Genomic DNA, 20,027 nt, shown 5'->3' with positions numbered 1-20,027 from the left:
CGAGGTCTCACTTTAGCTGCCCGGCAGCGGCCAGGATCAGATCCGTCGCATGTTGCAGCCGCGCAGGCAGCGTCCGGCCCCGCCGCCAGGCAAGCCAAAGCGCGTGCCAGCGGCGCTCGGGCAGCTGCACCACCGTCAGGCGGTCTTTCTGGGCAAAGACCTCAATACCGCTGCGGGGCAACAGTGTGTAGCCGACCCCTTGCGCAACCGGTGCGGGGATCTGCCCGATCTGGTTCACATGTCCGCGCACCCGGATGTGGTCGGCGCCGGGATAGTCACCGGGAAAGTTCCGGCGCAGCAGATCGTCGGCATAGGCAAAGCCGTCGGGGTGCGCGATAAATCCACGGGCATCGAGATCGGCAAAGCTGCTTGGCACGTCGGCGTTGTCGGCGGGCAAGATCAGGCACAGCTCCTCGCGCCCCAGGTGCCGGGCTTGCAGCCGCGGATGGTCCGGGTCCGCCCCCAGCACGCCGAGGTCGAAACGACCATCGCGCAGGCCCGAGAGGATGGCCGCCTGCGGCGCGGCCTCCAGCCGCAACGACAGATCCGGGGCGGTTTCCATCCAGGACAGCAGCGCCGGGTAGAGCAGCATGGCAAAGCTGCCGGAACAGGCGATGCGGACGTCGCCGGCGTCGCGGGTGTCACGGGCGATCAAGTCACGCAGCGCCCGCTCCTCGCGCCGCCGCGACAGCCCGAGGGCAAACACCGCCTCGCCCGCCTCGGTGAGGTTGAAGCCCTTGCCCTGCTGGCTGATCAGCGCCTGGCCAAGCTGCGCCTCCAGTTTGCGCAGATGCTGCGAGACGCCGGGCTGTGTCATGTTCAACCGCTCTGCCGCGCGGGTGAAATGCCCGGTTTCGCACAATGTGGTGAAGGTGTTGAGCCAGGTGGCATTCAGCATGGGTGACTAAAACAGTTTGTTATGATCTCTATTAAACTTGATAATTTCACATTTGCATGGTGCCTGTCTACGGTTGGGGCAACGCAACATGAAAGGAGATTTCAGATGACCCCGACTCCCCGCACGTTTTCGCATATCGGCCTGTCCGTCCCGGACCTCGAGGCCGCGGTGAAATTCTATTCCGAAGTGCTCGGCTTTTACGTCGTGATGCAGCCATCCGAGGCGGTTGAGGACGACAGCGCCATTGGCGTCATGTGTACCGATGTGTTTGGGCCCGGCTGGGGGTCGCTGCGCATTGCGCATTTGGCGACGGCGGACGGCATTGGCATCGAAATCTTTGAGTTTCCAGAGAATTACGCCCCCGAGAACAATCTGGAGCACCGCCGCCATGGCACGTTCCATTTCGCCATCCAGGACCCGGATGTGGAAGGGCTGCTTGCACGCATCGTCGCGGCGGGGGGACGTCAACGCATGCCGGTGCGGGAATATTTCCCGGGCGAAAAACCCTACCGCATGGTCTATGTCGAAGACCCGTTCGGCATTGTGTTCGAGCTGTACAGCCACAGCTATGAGCTGACCTATTCAGCCGGCGCCTACGCGTAACGAAGCGTCGTACAGGACCCGCGCAAAGGGTCACTGGCGGCCCGGTTCCGGGGCCGCCAGTGGTTTCGGCGCGGGAAATAGTTCAGCCATCGAAATGGAGCGGCCGGTGTCCAGCACGATACGCGCGTGCTGGCGGCGCAGCTGCCGCGGCCCCTCCGCACCGCAGCTGTGGGCGATGACGCCCAGCTCCCTGGCCATGTTCTGCGCATATTGCGCCACGCGCACCGATTTGCTGGCGGGATCCAGGCCAAATTGCAGGCGCGGATCATGGGTGGTGATGCCGGTGGGGCAGGTGTTCTTGTTGCATTGCAGCGCCTGGATGCAGCCAAGCGCGAACATGAACCCGCGCGCCGACACCACCATGTCGGCGCCCGCGCAATAGGCCCAGGCGACCTCTGACGGGTTGATCAGTTTGCCGCTGGCGCAGATCTTGATGCGGTCGCGCAGGCCGTAGGTCACCAGCACGTCCACCGCCAGTGGCAGGCTTTCGCGCAGAGGCATGCCCATGTTGTCGATCAGGCTCATCGGGGCGGCACCGGTGCCGCCGTCGGCGCTGTCGATGGTGATGAAATCGGGTGCGCTCTCGACGCCGCGGGTCTGGATTTCCTGGCACAGCGCCCGGAGAAAGTCCTGTCCGCCGACCACCGCCTTCAGCCCCGTGGGCTTGCCGGTGAGGTCACGGATGTGGGCGATCATGTCCAGCAGCCCGGCGACATCCGCCGCCTCGGGGTGGCGGTTGGGGCTGATCGCATCCAGCCCTTCGGGAATGCCGCGGATGGCGGCGATCTCGGGCGTGACCTTGGCACCGGGCAGAATGCCGCCCTTGCCCGGTTTCGCCCCCTGCGACAGCTTCAGCTCGAACATGCGCACGCTGTCATGGGCGGCCACGGCCCGCAGCTTGGCGTCATCAAAGCCCCCGGCTTGGTTGCGGACGCCGAATTTGCCGGTGCCGATCTGAAAGACGATGTCGCAGCCGCCCTCCAGGTGATACGGCGACAGCCCGCCCTCGCCAGTGTTGAGCCAGATCCCCGCCTGTTTGGCCCCCTGCGACAGGGCCCGCACCGCCGGTACGGAAATCGCGCCAAAGCTCATCCCCGAAATGCAGAACACCGCATCGGTGCTGTAGGGCTGACGGGCAAAGGGGCCGAAGGTCAGCGTCGGCGCCGCGCTGTCATGCACCAGGTCCGGAAAGGCGCAATTGGCGAAATACACGGTGCCCGGCGGGCTGAGATCGCGGGTCGAGCCGAAGGCGACGGTGGAATCGACGTTCTTGGCCGCGCGGTAGACCCAGGACCGTTCGGCGCGGTTGAAGGGCATCTCCTCGCGGTCGAGGGCAAAGAAGTACTGGCGGAAGAATTCGCCCAAGTGTTCGAAGAGATAGCGAAACCGCGCCAAAACCGGATAATTTCGGCGCAGGGTGCTGTCGGTCTGGGTCTTGTCGCGCACATAGATCACCACCAGTGCCAGCAACGCCGCACCCAGCGCAAAGATAAAGGCATAGGCGAGGATTTCGAGCAGGGTCAGCAGGGTGCCGGACAGCTGGGACATGGGGCGGTGGCTCCTTTGGAACGGGCGGGGTGGCCTTGGCGCCGTGTGCTGCGTCGGCGCGCGTTGGCGTGGCTCTTACCGGCGTCTATAGCGCGATTTTCGCGCCATTTGCAGGGCAAATGTTTCTGGCCCCCGCCCGGCTGCTGTTTGGCGCGACGGCGGCTGTGACGCGTCGGCTGGGCAGGCGGGGCCGCGCGGATGACGCTCGCGAACAGTTTATCACGCGCGCAGGCGGCGGGCGGCGGTTTTGCTGGCACGGGGGCTTGCCTCTGGACGGCATATCCGGTTTACCGCGCGCCAGGGAGGAGGCCGCACGAACACGAGAGACTCGGATGGCCGACACACAGACATCGGGTGCCGCGATCACCTTTGAGAACCTGGAGAAGTCCTTCTACAAGAAGGGCGCGGGCCAGGTGACTGCGCTTGAGGGCGTTACCCTCGATGTGCCCGCGGGCACCATCACCGGAATTATCGGGCGCTCCGGCGCGGGCAAATCCACGCTGCTGCGTATGGTCAACGGGCTGGAGCAGCCGACCTCTGGCACGGTGACCGTTGCCGGGCATGACGTGGGCCGGGCCGGGGCTGCCGATCTGCGCCGCATCCGACGTGACGTCGGCATGATCTTTCAACATTTCAACCTGCTCAGCTCTCGCACCGTTTATGGCAACGTTGCCCTGCCGCTGGAAATCGCGGGCCTGCCCGCAGCGGACATTGAGCGCCGTGTCGATGACCTGGTCGCCCGCGTCGGCCTGGAGGATCTGAGCCAGCGCTACCCGGCGGAGCTGTCGGGCGGCCAGAAACAACGCGTGGGTATTGCGCGGGCGCTGGCCACCAAGCCCAAGGTGCTGCTGTCGGACGAGGCCACCTCGGCGCTGGACCCGGAAACCACGCAAACGGTGTTGAAGCTGCTTGCCGACATCAACCGTGACCTGGGCCTGACCATCCTGCTGATCACCCACGAGATGGCGGTGGTGCGCGACATTGCCAGCCATGTCGCGGTGATCGACGGGGGGCGGATCGTTGAGGCGGGCACCACCTATGATGTGTTTGCCGATCCCAAACATCCGACCACGCGCTCCTTCCTGTCCGGTATCACCGGCATCACCCTGCCCAGTTTTGTTGCGCACCGGCTGCAATCGCAGCGGCCGCAGGGCGACAGCCAGGAGGTTATCCGCATCACCTTTGCCGGGCGCCACGCCACAGACCCGATGCTGGCCAAGCTGACCTCGGAGCTGGGCATCGCCGTCAACATCCTGGCCGGCGCAATTGAGGAGATCGGCCCGCATCCGTTCGGCAATCTGCTGGTCTCCGTCGAGGCAGATCGCGGCGCCGAGGCCCGCGCCTATCTGGATCGTCACAACCTGCTTACAGAGGTGTTGGGCTATGTCGGCTAACCTCATCAACATGCTGATCGAAGCGACCCTGCAAACGCTGTACATGGTCGCGATTTCCGGACTGCTCGGCACGCTGATCGGCCTGCCGGTCGGGGTGTACCTTGCGGTGTCGCAGCGTGGTGAGCTTCTGTCCTCGCCCGTGGTGAACAAGGTGCTGGGGCTGGTGGTCAACGCCGCGCGCTCGGTGCCCTTCATCATCCTGGTGGTGGCGATCATTCCCTTTACCCGGATGATTGCCGGCACCTCGATCGGCACCACAGCCGCCATCGTGCCGCTGACCATTGCCGCCGCGCCCTTTATTGCGCGGCTGGTGGAAAATGCGATCCGCGAGGTTGACAGTGGGCTGATCGAAGCTGCTCGCGCCATGGGTGCCACCCCGATGCAGATCATCCGCAAGGTGCTGATCCCCGAAGCGCTGCCCGGTATCACGCTGGGGCTCACGCTCGCCGTTGTCAGCCTGATCGGGTACTCCGCCATGGTTGGCGCCGTGGGCGGCGAGGGGCTGGGGGATCTGGGCATCCGCTATGGCTACCAGCGCTTCATGCCCGAGGTTATGCTGGCGGTGGTCGTCATTCTCATCGTGCTGGTCCAGCTGGTCCAGTCCCTCGGCGAGGGGCTGGCCAGACTGGTCGACAAGCGTGCGCCGCGCAACCGGGGCCGCTGATCCGTCAACACGCAGCACCCGCTGCAACCCGAAAAGGAAAGACCCCATGACACGTATGTTTCCGCTCGTCTCTGCCCTTGCGCTGATGGCCGGCATGGCCACAGCCGCAGACATCAAGGTTGGCGTCTCGCCCGGCGAACACGCCGAGATCATGGAAGAGGTGGCCAAGGTCGCCGAGCCCATGGGCCTGAACATCGACGTTGTCGAATTCTCCGACTACGTGGTGCCGAACCAGGCGCTGGCCGATGGCGACATTCAGGCCAATTCGTTCCAGCATCAGCCCTATCTGGACAACCAGATGAAGGACCGCGGCTTTGCGCTGGTGCCGGTCGCGACCACCATCACCACCCCGATGGGGGTCTACTCCGACAAGATCACCGCGCTGGAGAGCTTCCCCGAAGGCGGCTCCATGGGGATCCCGAACGATCCTACCAATGGCGGCCGCGCGCTGCTGGTGTTGCAGCAACTTGGACTTCTCAAGCTGGCCGAAGGCACCGGCCTGGTGCCGACCGTGCTGGACGTGGTGGAGAACCCCAAGGACATCCGCTTCCGCGAGCTGGACGCCGCACAGCTGCCGCGCTCGCTGGCCGATCTGGATGCGGCGCTCATCAACACCAACTACGCGATTGCCTCGGGCCTGAACCCGAAAGAGGACGCCATCGCGGTGGAAAGCGCCGACAACCCTTATGTGAACATCATCGTCGTGCGGGACGGCGATCAGGAACAGCCATGGGTGCAGCCGCTGATCGACGCCTACCACAGCCCAGAGATCAAGGCGTTCATCGAGGAAAAATACCACGGCACGGTGCTGACCTCCTGGTAAGCCAGCCCATGTGAACCGAGATTGCAGGCAACTATCCCTCAGGAGAGTTGCCTGTTTTCTTACCTTGCGATGGTCAGATCATACGCCGAGGTAACGGTCGGCCTGTTCTGCCTTCAGCGCGCTGATGCGGCCGGTCCAGACGGTGCTGCCACGGTTCAGGATCACGGCGCGATCCGCAACCGAAGACAGCTCGCGCAAGGATTTGTCGACCACCAGAATGGCCAGCCCGCTGTCGGCCTTGAGCCGCGCGATGGCGGCCCAGATCTCTTGTCGCACCACCGGCGCCAGCCCTTCGGTGGCCTCGTCCAGGATCAGAAGGCGCGGGTTGGTCATCAGGGCGCGGCCGATGGTCAGCATCTGCTGTTCGCCGCCCGACAACGACCCTGCCTTTTGCTGGCGGCGTTCTTCCAGCCGGGGGAACAGCGCGGCCACCCGTTGCATATCCCAGGGACCGGGGCGGGCGGCGGCGATCAGATTTTCCTCCACCGTCAATGGGCCAAAGCAGCGCCGCCCCTCCGGCACCAGTCCGATGCCCAGCCGCGCGATCTTGTGTGAGGGCAGCTGCCGCAGGTCCTGCCCGTCAAAGAGCAGCGTGCCGGCAGTGGCGGGCAGCATGCCACAGATCGTCTTGATGGTGGTCGATTTGCCCATTCCGTTGCGGCCCATCAGCGCCACCACCTCGCCCTCGCCGATTTCCAGATCGACGCCGAACAGCGCCTGCGCCGGGCCGTAAGAGGCCTCAACCCCTTGTAATTTAAGCAGGTTCATGCGGCATCCTCCTCTCCGAGATAGGCGCGGCGCACCTCGGCGTTGGCGCGGATTTCGTCCGCGGTGCCGGTGGCGATGATCTGGCCGTAAACCAGCACGCTGATCCGGTCCGCCAGCGCAAAGACCGCGTCCATGTCGTGTTCCACCAACAGGATCGGCGCCTCTTGTCGCAACCCGTCGAGGAAGCCCGTCAGCCGGTGCGAGCCATCGGCGCCCAAGCCCGCCATCGGCTCGTCCATCAGGAACAGCTTCGGCTTCAGCGTCAGCGCCACCGCGACCTCCAGCTGGCGGCGTTGGCCATGCGAGAGGTCCGCGGTGCGGCGGTGGGCGTCGTCGGCCAGACCAACCCGCTCCAGCGCGTCGCGGGCGACCTCCAGCAACGCGGGATCCTTCATCACATTGCGGAAAAAGCGAAAGACCCGCCCCTGGCCGCCAAGCGCACCCAAAACGGCGTTCTGCAACACGGTATACTCCATCGCCAGCGCCGAGATCTGAAAGGTGCGCCCCAGCCCCATCCGCGCCCGCGCCACCGTGTCCAGCGCCGTGACATCGCGGCCCAGCAGCTGAACCCGGCCGCTGTCGGGCGCAAAGTTTCCGGCGATCTGCTTGATCAGCGTCGATTTCCCAGCCCCGTTCGGCCCGATCAGCGCGTGGATTTCCCCTGCCCGCAGATCCAGTGAAACATCGCAGCTTGCTTTCAGCGCCCCAAAGCTCTTGCAGAGGTTTTCGGTTTTCAGCACCACATCAGCCATGCGCCTTCTCCCGCCCGGCAAGCGCGCCGATCAGCCCGCCGCGGGCAAACAGCACGATCAACAACAGCAGCACCCCCAGGAAGATCTGCCAGTAGTCGCTGACCCCACCAAGAAGATGTTCCAGCACGATATAGAGCGCCGCACCAGCCACCGGCCCATACAGGCGGCCCACGCCGCCAAGGATCACAAAGATCATGATCTCGCCGCTGGTGTGCCAGCTGAGCATGGTGGGGCTGACAAAGCGGTTGAGATCCGCAAACAGCGCCCCGGCCAGGCCGGTGATCGCGCCGGAAATCACGAAAGCCACGAGCCGCAGCTTGAACGGTGTAAGGCCCACCGCCTCGACCCGGTCGACGTTCTGCCGCGCCGCGGCCAGCGCCAGGCCGAAGGGCGAGGCCGCCAGTCGGGCAGCAAAGAACAGCGCGAGGCACAGGATCACATAGGCGATGGCAAAGAACTGGATCGGATCCAGCGTGTTCAGCCCCGGAAACTCGTTGCGCACCCAGATCGACAGCCCGTCCTCGCCGCCATAGGCGCTCCAGCTGATCGCGAAGTAATACAGCATCTGACCAAAGGCGAGGGTGATCATGATGAAATAGACGCCGGAGGTGCGCAAAGACAGCGCCCCGATCACCAGTGCGGCCAGCGCGCTGAAGACAACCGCCACCAGCCATATCAACGGCATCTGATTGCTGCCCTCGAACAGGAATGGCCAGGAAAACAGCGGTTCATAATTCTGCGCATGGGCCGCGAGGATGCCCATGGCATAGCCGCCGATCCCGAAAAACGCCGCATGGCCCAGGCTGATCAGCCCGCCCAGCCCCAGCGCGATGTTCAGCCCCACGCCGGCCAGCGCCAGGATTGCCGCCTTGGTCGCCAGGGTGACGATGAACGGCTCCTCCAGCAGCCATGCCGCCAGCGGCACGATCAGAAGGGCGGCGATCATCATCCAGTTCAGCAGGTTTTCACGCGTCATCATGCGCTCCCTCCGTACAGGCCTGAGGGACGCACCAACAGGACCGCCGCCATCAGAATGTAAATCAGCATCGACGCGAGCGAGGCGCCTGCCGAGGCTGCACTGGCGGGGTCCATGAACAGGGCAAACAGCTGCGGCAGGAACACGCCGCCCAGCGTGTCGGTCAGCCCGACCAGCAACGCCCCCGCCATCGCCCCTTTGATGGACCCGATGCCGCCGATCACAATCACCACAAAGGCCAGGATCAGCACCGGCTCACCCATGCCCACCTGCACCGACTGGATTGCCCCCACCAGCGCACCGGCCAGGCCGGCCAGCGCCGCGCCCAAGGCAAAGACCAGCGTGTAGAGTCTCGAAATATCAACACCCAGCGCGGCAATCATCTCGCGGTCGGCCTCGCCCGCGCGGATCTGGATGCCGATGCGGGTCTTGGCGATCAGCAGAAACAGCCCCGCCGCGATGGCCAGCCCGATCAGGATGATCGTCAGCCGGTACAGCGGGTATTCGATCCCCCCCGGCAGGCTGACCGGTCCCGACAGATAGGCGGGCACGTCCAGAAACAGCGGGAAGGAGCCGAACAGCCAGCGCGTGCCCTCGGAAAAAATCAGGATCAGCGCGAATGTCGCGAGGACCTGATCCAGATGGTCGCGCCGGTAAAGGCGCCGGATCACTACCAGCTCCACCACCGCGCCGGCAGCGGCGGCGGCGGCCAGACTGGCGATCAGCGCCAGCAGGAACGATCCCGTCCAGCCCGCGACAGCCGCGGCGGCAAAGGCGCCCACCATATATAGTGAGCCATGTGCGAGGTTGATGAGCCCCATCACCCCGAACACCAGCGTCAGCCCGGCTGCCATCAAAAACAGCATCACGCCAAGCTGGAGCCCGTTCAGGATCTGCTCCAGAACTAGAATATACGTCATCTTAATTGTCCGAGGGGAAGTGAGGCCAGCGGCACAGGCACACGTGGTGCCTGCGCCTGTTGGTCTGTCTTACATCTTGCACTCAGCCGCGTAGGCGTCTGCGTGGTTCTCCAGGCCGGTGGCGACGATCTTGTTGGTATAGACATCGCCTTCCTTGATCACCTCACGCACATAGATGTTCTGCACCGGGTGGTGGTTGTTGCCGAACTTGAAGTCCCCGCGAACTGATGCGAAATCCGCTTCTTTCAGCGCGGCGCGGAAGGCGTCCTGGTCGGACACATCGGCCTTATCCAGCGCGCTGAGGATCAGGTTGGCGGTGTCAAATCCCTGGCTGGCATAGAGCGACGGCAGACGGCCGTACTTTTCCTGGAAGGCGGCGACAAATTCGGCGTTGGCCTCATTGTCCAGATCCTTGCTCCACTGCGAGGTGTTCTTGACCCCCAGCGCAGCATCGCCCACCGCCTGCAGGATGCCCTGATCGAAGGAGAACGCAGGCCCCACGACCGGCAGGTCCACGCCGCTGCCCGCGTATTGTTTCAGGAAGGAAATCCCCATGCCGCCGGGCAGGAAGAAATAGACAGAATCCGCGCCCGAGGCCCGGATCTGCGCAATTTCCGCCGCATAGTCGGTCTGGCCCAGCTTGGTGTAGATCTCGCCCGCCAGTTCACCCTCGTACATGCGCTTGTAGCCTGTCAGCGCGTCTTTGCCCGCCGGGTAGTTCGGCGCCAGGATAAAGCTGTTCTTCAGGCCGACATCATTGGCATAGGCGCCAGCGGCCTCGTGCAGGTTGTCGTTCTGCCAGGCCACGTTGAAGTAATTCTGGTGGCAGCGCTTGCCGGCCAGCGCCGAAGGCCCGGCGTTGGGAGACAGGTAGAACACGCCCTGCGCGGTCGCGGCAGGAATCACCGCCATCGCCAGGTTCGACCAGATGATGCCGGTCATGATGTCGACCTTCTCGGACTGGATCATCTCGTCAGCAATCTGCACGGCTGCTTCGGGCTTGCGCTGATCGTCCTCGATCACCACTTCGATACCCTCGCGGCCGTCTTGTTCAATCGCCAGCATGAAGCCGTCGCGCACGTCCACGCCCAGGCCTGCGCCGCCGCCGGACAGGGTGGTAATCATGCCGATCTTGGTGTCTGCAAGGGCACCCGTGGCCCCCGCCGCGGCCAGTGCCGGAAGCGCCGCAGCCATTGCCAGCCTTTGGATGATCTTCATAACGTGTTGTCCTCCCAGTAAATGTCCGGTCTGACGCCGGATCGCTTGTGCAAATACTTGCGACAATACCGCAGCGGCAGCGAAAGCCAAGCCGGGCGGCAGACCGCATCCCCGCGGCTGGTCTGACGCCAGCCTTAAAGACAAGCCTACGCAGGCTCGCATAGATATTTCAAGATTAAAATATCTCCGGCAATAATCTTCTCCCTGACGGGCGGTTACGGCGCCTGATGTTCGGGCAAACCGTCCTCGTCGTGATCAGAATCCTGGATGCTGCGCCCCCAAACTGCTGCCAGATGATCGATCAGCGCCCGGATTCGCGCCGTCAGGTGACGGCTGGGCGGATAGACCGCATACAGCGACAGCGGCTGTGGCTCTTGATCCGCGAACAGCATCCGCAGGCGGCCCGATTCCAGCAGCGGCCGGGCGGTGTAGTGAGGGCAACGGGCAATGCCTGCGCCGTTGGCTGCCATATGCGCCACCGCCCGCGGCGAATTGGCCCGGAAACTACCGCCGACGCGGATCGCCTGTTGCGCTGCCCCCTGACCAAACTGCCAGACCTCCGGTTGCGGCGTGGTGGTCAGCAGCAGACAGGTGTGACTGGCCAGCGCCTGTGGCGATTGCGGGGTGCCGCAGCGGGACAGGTACTCCGGCGCGGCCACCACCACCAGGCGCATCTCGCACAGCTTTCGCGCCACCAGCGTCGCGCCTTTCAGGGTGCCAAAGCGCACCGCCAGATCCACCCCCTCCTCCAGAAGCGGCAGGTGGCGGTCGGACAGCAGCAGCTCGATCTCGACCTGGGGATGGGCCTGCTGGAACGGGTGCAAGGCCTCTACCAGCTCGCGGCTGCCCAACCCGGTGGGTGCCGTGATGCGGATCGGCCCGGCCAGCTCGCGCTGGCGCATCTGCACCACGTCCTGCAATTCGTCGAACTGGTCTAACAGCGGCAGGCAGCGCTCCAGATAGGCGCGGCCGGTGTCGGTCAGCGTCACCTTGCGGGTGGTGCGGTTCAACAGTTGCGCGCCCAGGCTTTCCTCCAGCCGGGCCACGTACTTGCTGGCCAGCTTGGTGCTGATCCCCAGTTGCTGCGCGCCGCCGGTGAACGACGTCTGCGCCGCCACCGCAGCAAAGGCCCGCATGCAATCCAGCTTGTCCATCTCCGCCTCCACAGTCTCCGCGATCATGTATGCAGAGTACATAATCATTCCGCAATCGAAGTCATTATCCCCGACTAGATCCGCCGTTACATAGGGGGCACCACAGGATACCTCAGCCCAAGGAGCCCCCAATGCCCCAACCGATCCGTATTCACAGCTTCGCACTGTCCGGCCACGCCCATAGGGTAGAGCTGTTTGCCAGCCTGGCCGGCGTCCCGCATGAGATCGTCCCCGTCGATCTGGCGGCCGGAGAGCACAAGCAGCCCGCCTTTCTGGCGTTGAACCCCGCAGGCCAGGTGCCGGTAATCGAGGATGGCGCAAACGTCATCAGCGATTCGAACGCGATCCTGGTCTATCTGGCGCGCAAATATGCCCCCAGCTGGCTGCCGACGGACCCGCTGGCCGAGGCGGAGGTGCAGTCGTTCCTGACCCTCGCGGCCGGCGATATCGCCTTTGGTCCCGCAGCCGCACGGCTGATCAACCTGTTCAACGCGCCACTGGATGCAGAGGTTTGCGCCAGTATCGCTGCGCGGGTGCTATCCCGGCTGGAGACCCATCTGGACGGGCGTGGTTATCTGGTCGGCGAGACACCGACCATTGCCGATGTAGCGATCTATTCCTATGTGGCCCACGCCCCCGAAGGCGGCATCTCGCTGGACCCCTATCCCGCTTTGCGCACGCTTCTGTCCCGGATCGAAGCGCTGCCGGGTTTCAAGCCGATGCCCTCCAGCAAGGTTGGCCTCGCCGCCTGATCACCACGCGGTTGCGGCATGGGCCGCGACCGCCTTTTCTACGGAACGGCCCCTTCTACAGAACGACTGGACGCACAGATGGCAAATCCGGACATGACCGACCCCTCGCCCTTTCACGCCGGTGAACAGGAAATGCAGCGCCGCGCGGGCAAGCGGGACAAGGCCGAGACCCTCGGCCGTCGGATGATCCGCGCCTGCCTGCCGGACCAGCACCGGGAGTTCTATGCGCAGCTGCCATTCCTGGTGGCCGGCGCGTTGGACGCGGACGGCTGGCCCTGGGCCAGCCTGCTGACCGGCCCCCCAGGTTTTGCCTATAGCCCCGATCCGCAGCATCTGACGCTTTCGCTTGTCCCAGACCCGGCAGACCCGGTGGGTGCGGCGATCTACCCCGGTGCCGCACTTGGCCTGTTGGGAATTGAGTTGACGACGCGACGGCGCAACCGGGTCAATGGCAGGGTGCAGTCCGTCGACGCGCAGGGTGTTCGCCTGCGGGTCGAGCAGGCCTTTGGCAACTGCCCGCAATATATTCAGCTGCACGCGCTGACCCCGGCCCGCCAGCCCGGGCCGCCGCCTGCGCCGCAACGGTTCACCCGGTTGACTCCGGCGCATCAAGCGCTGATTTTCGGCGCCAGCATGTTCCATGTCGCCAGCCATGCCCCGGCCCCGGCCGGACCGGGGCGCGCAGGCTGCGATGTCTCGCACCGGGGCGGGCGGCCGGGATTTGTCCGGGTTGACGGTGACACGCTGACGATTCCCGATTTCGCCGGGAATAACCATTTCAACACGCTTGGAAACTTCCTGCTGTACCCGCGTGCGGGCCTGGTGTTTGCGGATTTCGAAACCGGCAGTTTGCTGGCGCTGACCGGTACGGTTGACCTGCTGGACGCAACTGATCCCGAGATCGCCGCCTTTGAGGGGGCGCAAAGGGGGTGGCAGTTTACCCTGCATCAGGGTCTGTGGCGGCCCGGTATCCTGCCGTTTCGCGCCACGCCGGGCGACATCTCGCCGGGTTCATTGCGAACGGGAAGCTGGGGATGACCCCACGGCCGCGACCGACGCCGCCTTATCCCGCGTCTTTCTTCAGGGTTGCCATCAGCTGGTGAAATTTCTCCCCCTGCACGGCCACATGCCCGCGCAGGGTGTTAGCCGCGGCCTCTGCGGTGCCGTTTTCCAGGGCCGCGACGACATGTTCATGCTCTGCCATGGATTGGGCCATCCGCCCCCGAAAGCGCAGCTGCTGACGCCGGAAGGGTTTCAGCCGCTTGTGCAGCTTGGTGGCCTCCTGCGCCAGAAAGCTGTTGCCTGACTGCTGGTAGATGATCCTGTGGAAGCGTTCGTTCTCGACGTAATAGGTGTCGGCGTCGCGGGCATCGACCGCCGCCTGGCATTTGGCATTGGCCGCCCGCAGCTGCGCCAGCGCAGCCTCGGAAATCCGCCGCGCGGCGAGGCGACCGCAAACCGCCTCCAGCTCCGCCATCACCTCGAACATCTCCATCAGCTCCACCGGGCCAGGCTGACGCACAAAGGCGCCACGGCGGGGGACCAGCTCTACCAGTCCGGACAGGGCAAGCCGCTGCAAGGCTTCGCGCAGGGGCGTGCGCGACACGCCGAACTGTTCCGCCAGACGCACCTCGTCCAGCCGGTCTCCATCGGAATAATTTCCATTGAAAATCAGCTCTTCCAGCTGTTCGGCGATGGTTTCGGCGCGGCGTTGTTGCATGGATCAGACTTACCTGCGAACGGAACTGAATTCAAGATTACCATTATTGTATACAAAAATCTTGACTTGAGAAACAGCGGGCGTCTACCTTTTTGCAGCTTCTGGTCCGCCAGAAGATTTCAGGGAGGAAAACATGACATCTGTTCTCAAGGCCGCTGTGGCCGGATTGGCGCTGGCTGCGGCGGGCAGTCTGGCAAATGCAACCGAGCTGCGCCTGTCGCACCAATGGTCCAACAACGACGTGCGCCACAAGGTCGCCGAGATTGTCGCCAATGAGGTCGACGCCGCCGATGTGGATCTGAACATCAAGATTTTCGGTTCCAAATCGCTGTTCAAGCCGCGCGAGCAGTACAAGCCGCTGAGCCGCGGGCAGCTGGACATGACGGTGCTGCCGCTGTCCTATGCCGGCGGACAGCAGCCGGCCTATAACCTGACATTGATGCCGGGTCTGGTGAAAAACCACGACCACGCCGCGCGCCTCAGCTCCTCGCCCTTCATGGAGGCGTTGGAGGAGAAGATGGCCGAGGACGACGTGATGGTGCTGGTGCATGGCTACCTGGCGGGCGGTTTTGCCGGCAAGGACAAATGCATCACCAGCCCAGAGGACGTGCAGGGGCTGCAAACCCGCGCGGCCGGCAAGTCGTTTGAACAGATGCTTGCCGGGGCAGGGGCCTCGATTGCCTCGATGGCATCGTCGGAAATCTACAACGCAATGCAGACGGGCGTGTTGCAGGCGGCCAATACCTCGTCCTCCTCGTTTGTGTCCTACCGGATCTATGAGCAGGTCAGCTGCTACACACCGGCGGGCGACGTGGCGCTGTGGTTCATGTATCAGCCCCTGTTGATGAACAAGAGCACCTTTGACGGGCTGAACGAAGAGCAGCAGGCGGCGCTGCTGGCCGCGGCGGAAAAGGCGCAGGCCTATTACCTGGAAGAGGCCAAGAAGCAGGATGCCGCTTCGGCCAAGGTCTTCGCTGACGCGGGTGTCGAGATCGCAGAGATGTCGGCCGAGGATTTCGAAGCCTGGCGCAAGCTGGCAATGGAAACCTCTTACAAAAGCTTCGTCGAAGAGGTTCCGGACGGCCAGAAGCTGCTGGATCTTGCCCTGGCGGTCGAGTGATCCCCCTCGATTGACTGCCTGCGGAGCGGTGGCTTGGCCGCTCCGCCCTTTTTGACATTCCAACTACGGGAGACGCTGATGGCCAGCCACAGCAATGCCGTCGCCGCCCGCACCGGCAACAACCTCTTTCTGCGCCTCGCCGCGGCGCTGTCGACCCTTGCGGGCTGGTGTTCGGCCGGCATGATCGTTGCGGCGGTGGCGATCACCTGCCAGATGATCGTGGTGCGTTTCGTGCTGAATGGGTCGACCATCTGGCAGACCGAGGCGGTGATCTATCTGATTATCGCCGCCACCCTGGTCGGGCTTCCATATGTGCAGCGGCTGCGCGGCCATGTGAATGTCGATCTGATCCCGCTGTCGCTGGCCCCGCGCGCCCGCTTGGTGCTGGCGGTGCTGACGGCGGTGCTGTCGATCGTCATCGTCGCCATCATGCTGTGGTACGGGTTCGAATACTGGCATTTCGCCTGGGAACGCGGCTGGCGGTCGGACACCGTCTGGGGCGTGCGCCTGTGGATCCCCTATCTTTCGATCCCCGTCGGCTTTGGCCTGTTGCTGCTGCAACTGATTGCAGACCTGGTCGCCGTCCTGACCGGCGTCGATAAACCTTTCGGACTGGAGTAAAGCCGATGGACCCGCTTCTGCTTGGCGGCATCGTGGCGCTGGCCACCATTGCCGTGTTGTTTTCCGGCGTCTCGGTGGCCATTGGCCTGCTGATCGTCTCTGCCGGTTTCCTGATCATCTTTGACGGCCCGCGCTCGCTGGAGCTGATGCCGGAAATCCTGTTCGGCAAGCTGGACAATTTTGCCCTGTTGTCGATCCCGATGTTCATTATCATGGGCGCGTCGATTGCCTCCACCCGGGCGGGCGCCGACCTGTACGAGGCGCTGGAACGCTGGCTGACCCGCATCCCCGGCGGGCTGGTGGTGTCGAACCTCGGCGCCTGCGCGCTGTTTGCGGCGATGTCGGGGTCTTCGCCCGCGACCTGCGCCGCCATTGGCAAGATGGGCATCCCGGAGATGCGCAAGCGCGGCTACCCCGATGGTGTTGCCGCCGGGTCCATCGCGGCCGGCGGCACGCTGGGCATCCTGATCCCGCCCTCGGTCACCATGATCGTCTACGGCATCGCCACCGAGACCTCCATCGGGCGGCTGTTCCTGGCCGGCGTCATTCCGGGGCTGCTGCTGGTCGGACTGTTCATGGCCTGGTCGCTGTACTCCACCTGGCGCTCCGGCGATGCCGCTTTGTTGGCATCGGGCAGCTACAGCTGGCGCCAGCGGTTCGAGATCCTGCCGCGCGTGCTGCCCTTCCTGGCGATCATTCTGGGCGTGCTCTACGCGATGTACGGCGGCATTGCGACGCCGTCGGAGACCGCCGCCGTGGGGGCGCTGCTGTGCCTGCTGATCGCGGTCATCATCTACAAGCTGTGGCACCCGCGAGACCTGTGGGTGGTGCTGCGCGACAGCACCAAGGAAAGCGTGATGATCCTGTTCATCATCGCCGCCGCCGGAGTGTTTTCGTACATGTTGTCGTCGCTGTTCATCACGCAGGCGATTGCCGAATGGATCGGCACGCTGGACGTGAACCGCTGGGTCCTGATGGGCGCGGTCAACGTGTTCCTGCTGATTGCGGGCTTCTTCCTGCCGCCGGTTGCGGTGATCCTCATGGCGGCGCCGATCCTGTTGCCGATCATCACCACCGCCGGTTTTGATCCGATCTGGTTTGCCGTGGTGCTGACCATCAACATGGAAATCGGGCTGATTTCGCCGCCGGTGGGGCTGAACCTTTATGTCATCAACGGCATTGCGCCGGACATCTCACTGCGGACTATCCTGACCGGCTCGCTGCCCTTCGTGGCCTGCATGGTGCTGGCGATCGTGCTGCTGTGCCTGTTTCCGGGGCTGGCCACCTGGCTGCCCGATCTGGTGATGGGGGCGGCGAGATGACCCTTCTGGCAGATCTTTTGTCCACGGTGTTCGAACGGCGGCTACGCCGGGACACCGCCGCCGCGCCGGATGGCCGCCCGCTGGAGGAGTTGAGCGATGCACTGGTCGGCTCCACCGGGGAAACATCCGGGCTGGCGTTGGCAGCGGAAATCCTCACCCGCTTTGCCGCGCTGGAGGACGACGGCAAGCGCGCGTTCTTTCGCCATCTGGCTAGGCAGATGAACATCGCGCCCGCCACCGTGCGCGCGACACTGGACGCTTATGAGCAGACCCCCTCCAAGGCCAGCTACAGCGCCTTCATGGCCGCCGCCGAGCCTCGGCGGCAAGAGCTGATCCGGCGTCTCAACCGGGTGCCGGATGCCACCGGGGCGCTGGTGCGGATGCGGGCGGATCTGCTGCGGCTGGGCCGCGGGGAGCCGGAGCTGGAAGCGCTGGATCTCGACTTTCGCCACCTCTTCGCCAGCTGGTTCAACCGGGGCTTTCTGGTGCTGCGGCCGATCAGCTGGGAGAGCCCGGCCCACATCCTGGAAAAGATCATCGCCTATGAGGCCGTGCACGCCATCGGCAGCTGGGATGACCTGCGCCGCCGATTGGAGCCCTCGGACCGGCGTTGCTTTGCCTTTTTCCATCCGTCAATGCCGGATGAGCCGCTGATCTTTGTCGAGGTCGCGCTGACACGGGAGATCCCCGGTTCGGTGCAGGCCTTGCTGGCCGAGGACCGCGAGGCCCTGCCCGCCGAGGATGCCAACACGGCGGTGTTCTATTCGATCTCTAACTGCCAGGCGGGGCTGGCCAGCATTTCCTTTGGCAATTCGCTCATCAAGCAGGTGGCCAGCGACCTGGCCGCGGAACTGTCCGGGCTGGACACCTTTGTCACCCTGTCGCCGATCCCCGGGCTGACCAGATGGCTGCGCGAGGAAGGGCTGAGCTGGGACAGCGCGGACGCAGACGCCATGCGCGCACTCGCCGCGCGCTATCTGCTGACCGCCAAGAACAAGCGCGGCCAGCCATATGACCCGGTGGCCCGGTTCCATCTGGGCAATGGCGCCATCGTGCATGCGGTTCACGCGGATGCGGATACGTCGGACAAGGGGCGCGCACAGTCTGGCGGCACGATGGTCAATTATCTTTACGATCTGGGCAAAACCGCGCAAAACCACGAACGCTTCGCGGCCACCCAAAAGGTGGCAGCCGCAGCCGGGGTGCAGACCCTTGCGGCCACCGCAAGCGCACAGGCATAAGAAAGGCACCCCTATGGCTAACCCCTTGTTTGACCGGCTGTTTGGCACTCATGCTGGCAAGGCCACACCGTTCCTGCATTTGCCGGACGGCCGCGTTGTCACTCATCAGGATTTTCTGGGCACCGCCGCGCAGATCGCCAATGCGCTGACGCGGAGCGGGCTGAAAGCCGGCGACCGCGTGGCGGCGCAGATTGAGAAATCACCCGAAGCGCTGGCGCTTTATGCTGCCTGTGCGCAGGCCGGGTTGATCTTTTTGCCGCTGAACACCGCCTATACCTCAGAAGAGCTGACCTATTTCATTGAAAACAGCGGCGCGTCGGTGGTGGTCTGCGATGGTGCGCGCCAAGCGGCTTTGGCCCCGATTGCCAAACGGCTGGGCGCCGCAGTGGAAACCCTGAACGGGGATGGCTCGGGCACGCTGATGGACCAAGCCGCTGCCATGCCGCTGGCGTTTGACACGGTGGACCGGGACGGAGAGGACCTCGCGGCTTTCTTGTACACCTCTGGCACCACGGGGCGTTCCAAGGGGGCGATGCTGACCCAGAACAACCTGCTGTCCAATGCCGAAACGCTGGTGCGCGAATGGCGGTTCACCAGCGGCGACGTGCTGCTGCATGCGCTGCCGATCTTTCACACCCACGGGCTGTTCGTGGCGACCAATGTAACCCTGGCGGCGGGCGGCAGCATGATCTTCCTGCCGAAGTTCGATCTCGACATGGTGCTGGAACGCCTGCCACAGGCCACCACGATGATGGGAGTGCCGACCTTTTACACCCGCCTGCTGGGGGACGACCGGTTCACCGGCGACCTGGCGGCGCCGCTGCGGTTGTTCATCTCCGGCTCCGCGCCGCTGCTGGCGGAGACCCATGTGCAGTTCGAACAACGGACCGGCCACCGCATTCTGGAACGCTACGGCATGACAGAGACGAACATGAACACCTCCAACCCCTATGACGGCGAGCGACGCGCCGGAACCGTGGGCTTTGCGCTGCCCGGCGTGGAGCTGAAAATCACCGATGCCGACACCGGCGCGACCCTGCCACAGGGCGAGATCGGCCAGATCGAGGTGCGCGGGCCAAACGTGTTCAAGGGCTATTGGCAGATGCCGGAAAAGACCGCGGCCGAGCTGCGCGACGATGGCTTCTTTATCACCGGTGACCTGGGGCGCATCGATGACGACGGCTATGTGCATATCGTCGGCCGCAACAAGGATCTGATCATCTCGGGCGGCTACAACATCTACCCCAAGGAAATCGAGCTGCTGCTGGACGCGCAGCCCGGCGTGCTGGAGAGCGCCGTGATCGGCGTGCCGCACCCGGACTTTGGCGAAACGGTGCTGGGGATCGTGGTTCCCGTGGCGGGCGAGACACCGGATCTGGTGGCCATAATGGCGGCGGTGCAGCACTCGCTGGCGCGGTTCAAACACCCGCGCCAGCTGATCCTGATGGACGCGCTGCCGCGCAACACCATGGGCAAGGTGCAAAAGAACATTCTGCGCGACCAGCACAAGGACCTTTTCGCCACCTGACGCGG

20 protein-coding genes are annotated in these 20,027 nt (G+C 64.3%); 11 read left to right on the top strand and 9 right to left on the bottom strand.

The genetic code is table 11. The annotated features are described in order from the left end of the window. Positions 1–7: 7 nt before the first annotated feature. The gene (locus AC0IPL_RS11305; RefSeq protein ID WP_474274556.1) at positions 8–898 is read right to left on the bottom strand and encodes a LysR family transcriptional regulator; all 891 of its coding nucleotides are present in this window, start codon (positions 896–898) and stop codon (positions 8–10) included. Positions 899–1,003: 105 nt separating this feature from the next. Here AC0IPL_RS11305 and AC0IPL_RS11300 point away from each other — a divergent pair, with 105 nt between their 5' ends. Beyond that, positions 1,004–1,501 carry a lactoylglutathione lyase family protein gene (locus AC0IPL_RS11300; RefSeq protein ID WP_474274554.1) on the top strand — a complete coding sequence of 166 codons (498 nt, stop codon included), beginning with the start codon at positions 1,004–1,006 and terminating at the stop codon, positions 1,499–1,501. A gap of 30 nt (positions 1,502–1,531) precedes the next feature. Here the strand turns inward: AC0IPL_RS11300 and AC0IPL_RS11295 are convergent, their stop codons facing one another. Next, complete coding sequence (locus AC0IPL_RS11295; protein ID WP_474274552.1) at positions 1,532–3,049, bottom strand: FMN-binding glutamate synthase family protein; 1,518 nt, start codon at positions 3,047–3,049, stop codon at positions 1,532–1,534. Positions 3,050–3,381: 332 nt separating this feature from the next. On the opposite strand from AC0IPL_RS11295, the gene AC0IPL_RS11290 reads away from it, so the two are divergent. From AC0IPL_RS11290 to AC0IPL_RS11280, 3 genes are read left to right on the top strand one after another with little or no spacing between them, the layout of a single operon-like run. Next, positions 3,382–4,443: a methionine ABC transporter ATP-binding protein gene (locus AC0IPL_RS11290; RefSeq protein ID WP_474274550.1), complete on the top strand. Its 1,062-nt coding sequence runs from the start codon at positions 3,382–3,384 to the stop codon at positions 4,441–4,443. Beyond that, on the top strand, positions 4,433–5,107 hold the full coding sequence (locus AC0IPL_RS11285) for a methionine ABC transporter permease (protein ID WP_474274548.1): 675 nt from the start codon (positions 4,433–4,435) through the stop codon (positions 5,105–5,107). The genes AC0IPL_RS11290 and AC0IPL_RS11285 overlap by 11 nt, the downstream gene beginning before the upstream one ends. A gap of 46 nt (positions 5,108–5,153) precedes the next feature. Further along, complete coding sequence (locus tag AC0IPL_RS11280; RefSeq protein WP_474274547.1) at positions 5,154–5,930, top strand: MetQ/NlpA family ABC transporter substrate-binding protein; 777 nt, start codon at positions 5,154–5,156, stop codon at positions 5,928–5,930. Between the two features lie 78 nt (positions 5,931–6,008). Here the strand turns inward: AC0IPL_RS11280 and AC0IPL_RS11275 are convergent, their stop codons facing one another. The 6 genes from AC0IPL_RS11275 to AC0IPL_RS11250 all read right to left on the bottom strand — a co-directional run bounded on the left by AC0IPL_RS11275 (position 6,009) and on the right by AC0IPL_RS11250 (position 11,760). After that, the gene (locus AC0IPL_RS11275; protein WP_474274546.1) at positions 6,009–6,698 is read right to left on the bottom strand and encodes an ABC transporter ATP-binding protein; all 690 of its coding nucleotides are present in this window, start codon (positions 6,696–6,698) and stop codon (positions 6,009–6,011) included. Continuing rightward, entirely contained in the window at positions 6,695–7,450 is a 756-nt protein-coding gene (locus AC0IPL_RS11270) for an ABC transporter ATP-binding protein (RefSeq protein ID WP_474274544.1), read from the bottom strand. Before AC0IPL_RS11270 ends, AC0IPL_RS11275 begins: the two co-directional genes overlap by 4 nt. Then, a complete protein-coding gene (locus AC0IPL_RS11265) occupies positions 7,443–8,426 on the bottom strand; it encodes a branched-chain amino acid ABC transporter permease (protein ID WP_474274656.1) in 984 nt (327 codons plus the stop codon). Before AC0IPL_RS11265 ends, AC0IPL_RS11270 begins: the two co-directional genes overlap by 8 nt. After that, positions 8,426–9,346: a branched-chain amino acid ABC transporter permease gene (locus tag AC0IPL_RS11260; RefSeq protein ID WP_474274542.1), complete on the bottom strand. Its 921-nt coding sequence runs from the start codon at positions 9,344–9,346 to the stop codon at positions 8,426–8,428. The genes AC0IPL_RS11265 and AC0IPL_RS11260 overlap by 1 nt, the downstream gene beginning before the upstream one ends. A gap of 69 nt (positions 9,347–9,415) precedes the next feature. Further along, positions 9,416–10,564 (bottom strand): ABC transporter substrate-binding protein, encoded by a 1,149-nt coding sequence (locus tag AC0IPL_RS11255; protein WP_474274541.1) that lies wholly within the window; start codon positions 10,562–10,564, stop codon positions 9,416–9,418. Positions 10,565–10,779: 215 nt separating this feature from the next. Then, a complete protein-coding gene (locus tag AC0IPL_RS11250) occupies positions 10,780–11,760 on the bottom strand; it encodes a LysR family transcriptional regulator (RefSeq protein ID WP_474274539.1) in 981 nt (326 codons plus the stop codon). An 89-nt stretch (positions 11,761–11,849) separates the two neighbouring features. Here AC0IPL_RS11250 and AC0IPL_RS11245 point away from each other — a divergent pair, with 89 nt between their 5' ends. After that, positions 11,850–12,470, top strand: a complete 621-nt coding sequence (locus AC0IPL_RS11245; RefSeq protein WP_474274538.1) for a glutathione S-transferase family protein — start codon at positions 11,850–11,852, stop codon at positions 12,468–12,470. Between the two features lie 78 nt (positions 12,471–12,548). Beyond that, a complete protein-coding gene (locus tag AC0IPL_RS11240; protein WP_474274537.1) occupies positions 12,549–13,508 on the top strand; it encodes a pyridoxamine 5'-phosphate oxidase family protein in 960 nt (319 codons plus the stop codon). A gap of 25 nt (positions 13,509–13,533) precedes the next feature. On the opposite strand, the gene AC0IPL_RS11235 is transcribed toward AC0IPL_RS11240, so the two are convergent. After that, the gene (locus tag AC0IPL_RS11235; RefSeq protein ID WP_474274535.1) at positions 13,534–14,190 is read right to left on the bottom strand and encodes a GntR family transcriptional regulator; all 657 of its coding nucleotides are present in this window, start codon (positions 14,188–14,190) and stop codon (positions 13,534–13,536) included. A 133-nt stretch (positions 14,191–14,323) separates the two neighbouring features. Here AC0IPL_RS11235 and dctP point away from each other — a divergent pair, with 133 nt between their 5' ends. The 5 genes from dctP to AC0IPL_RS11210 all read left to right on the top strand — a co-directional run bounded on the left by dctP (position 14,324) and on the right by AC0IPL_RS11210 (position 20,022). Beyond that, positions 14,324–15,310, top strand: coding sequence for a TRAP transporter substrate-binding protein DctP (dctP, locus tag AC0IPL_RS11230; RefSeq protein WP_474274533.1), 987 nt, complete (start codon positions 14,324–14,326; stop codon positions 15,308–15,310). A gap of 78 nt (positions 15,311–15,388) precedes the next feature. Beyond that, complete coding sequence (locus AC0IPL_RS11225; protein WP_474274531.1) at positions 15,389–15,931, top strand: TRAP transporter small permease; 543 nt, start codon at positions 15,389–15,391, stop codon at positions 15,929–15,931. Between the two features lie 5 nt (positions 15,932–15,936). After that, positions 15,937–17,253, top strand: coding sequence for a TRAP transporter large permease (locus AC0IPL_RS11220; RefSeq protein WP_474274529.1), 1,317 nt, complete (start codon positions 15,937–15,939; stop codon positions 17,251–17,253). Then, positions 17,250–18,494, top strand: a complete 1,245-nt coding sequence (locus tag AC0IPL_RS11215) for a malonyl-CoA decarboxylase (protein WP_474274527.1) — start codon at positions 17,250–17,252, stop codon at positions 18,492–18,494. Before AC0IPL_RS11220 ends, AC0IPL_RS11215 begins: the two co-directional genes overlap by 4 nt. 13 nt (positions 18,495–18,507) lie before the next feature. Continuing rightward, the gene (locus AC0IPL_RS11210; RefSeq protein WP_474274525.1) at positions 18,508–20,022 is read left to right on the top strand and encodes a malonate--CoA ligase; all 1,515 of its coding nucleotides are present in this window, start codon (positions 18,508–18,510) and stop codon (positions 20,020–20,022) included. Positions 20,023–20,027 lie beyond the last annotated feature (5 nt).

It is taken from the genome of Leisingera sp. SA32 (assembly GCF_056033425.1).
This window is presented reverse-complemented; position numbering and strand designations above follow the sequence as displayed.

Bases quoted from the DNA above. Each gene is read 5' to 3' on its own strand.
- AC0IPL_RS11305 (WP_474274556.1), bottom strand. From the start codon at position 898: ATGCTGAATGCCACCTGGCTCAACACCTTCACCACATTGTGCGAAACC.
- AC0IPL_RS11300 (WP_474274554.1), top strand. From the start codon at position 1,004: ATGACCCCGACTCCCCGCACGTTTTCGCATATCGGCCTGTCCGTCCCG.
- AC0IPL_RS11295 (WP_474274552.1), bottom strand. From the start codon at position 3,049: ATGTCCCAGCTGTCCGGCACCCTGCTGACCCTGCTCGAAATCCTCGCC.
- AC0IPL_RS11290 (WP_474274550.1), top strand. From the start codon at position 3,382: ATGGCCGACACACAGACATCGGGTGCCGCGATCACCTTTGAGAACCTG.
- AC0IPL_RS11285 (WP_474274548.1), top strand. From the start codon at position 4,433: ATGTCGGCTAACCTCATCAACATGCTGATCGAAGCGACCCTGCAAACG.
- AC0IPL_RS11280 (WP_474274547.1), top strand. From the start codon at position 5,154: ATGACACGTATGTTTCCGCTCGTCTCTGCCCTTGCGCTGATGGCCGGC.
- AC0IPL_RS11275 (WP_474274546.1), bottom strand. From the start codon at position 6,698: ATGAACCTGCTTAAATTACAAGGGGTTGAGGCCTCTTACGGCCCGGCG.
- AC0IPL_RS11270 (WP_474274544.1), bottom strand. From the start codon at position 7,450: ATGGCTGATGTGGTGCTGAAAACCGAAAACCTCTGCAAGAGCTTTGGG.
- AC0IPL_RS11265 (WP_474274656.1), bottom strand. From the start codon at position 8,426: ATGACGCGTGAAAACCTGCTGAACTGGATGATGATCGCCGCCCTTCTG.
- AC0IPL_RS11260 (WP_474274542.1), bottom strand. From the start codon at position 9,346: ATGACGTATATTCTAGTTCTGGAGCAGATCCTGAACGGGCTCCAGCTT.
- AC0IPL_RS11255 (WP_474274541.1), bottom strand. From the start codon at position 10,564: ATGAAGATCATCCAAAGGCTGGCAATGGCTGCGGCGCTTCCGGCACTG.
- AC0IPL_RS11250 (WP_474274539.1), bottom strand. From the start codon at position 11,760: ATGTACTCTGCATACATGATCGCGGAGACTGTGGAGGCGGAGATGGAC.
- AC0IPL_RS11245 (WP_474274538.1), top strand. From the start codon at position 11,850: ATGCCCCAACCGATCCGTATTCACAGCTTCGCACTGTCCGGCCACGCC.
- AC0IPL_RS11240 (WP_474274537.1), top strand. From the start codon at position 12,549: ATGGCAAATCCGGACATGACCGACCCCTCGCCCTTTCACGCCGGTGAA.
- AC0IPL_RS11235 (WP_474274535.1), bottom strand. From the start codon at position 14,190: ATGCAACAACGCCGCGCCGAAACCATCGCCGAACAGCTGGAAGAGCTG.
- dctP (WP_474274533.1), top strand. From the start codon at position 14,324: ATGACATCTGTTCTCAAGGCCGCTGTGGCCGGATTGGCGCTGGCTGCG.
- AC0IPL_RS11225 (WP_474274531.1), top strand. From the start codon at position 15,389: ATGGCCAGCCACAGCAATGCCGTCGCCGCCCGCACCGGCAACAACCTC.
- AC0IPL_RS11220 (WP_474274529.1), top strand. From the start codon at position 15,937: ATGGACCCGCTTCTGCTTGGCGGCATCGTGGCGCTGGCCACCATTGCC.
- AC0IPL_RS11215 (WP_474274527.1), top strand. From the start codon at position 17,250: ATGACCCTTCTGGCAGATCTTTTGTCCACGGTGTTCGAACGGCGGCTA.
- AC0IPL_RS11210 (WP_474274525.1), top strand. From the start codon at position 18,508: ATGGCTAACCCCTTGTTTGACCGGCTGTTTGGCACTCATGCTGGCAAG.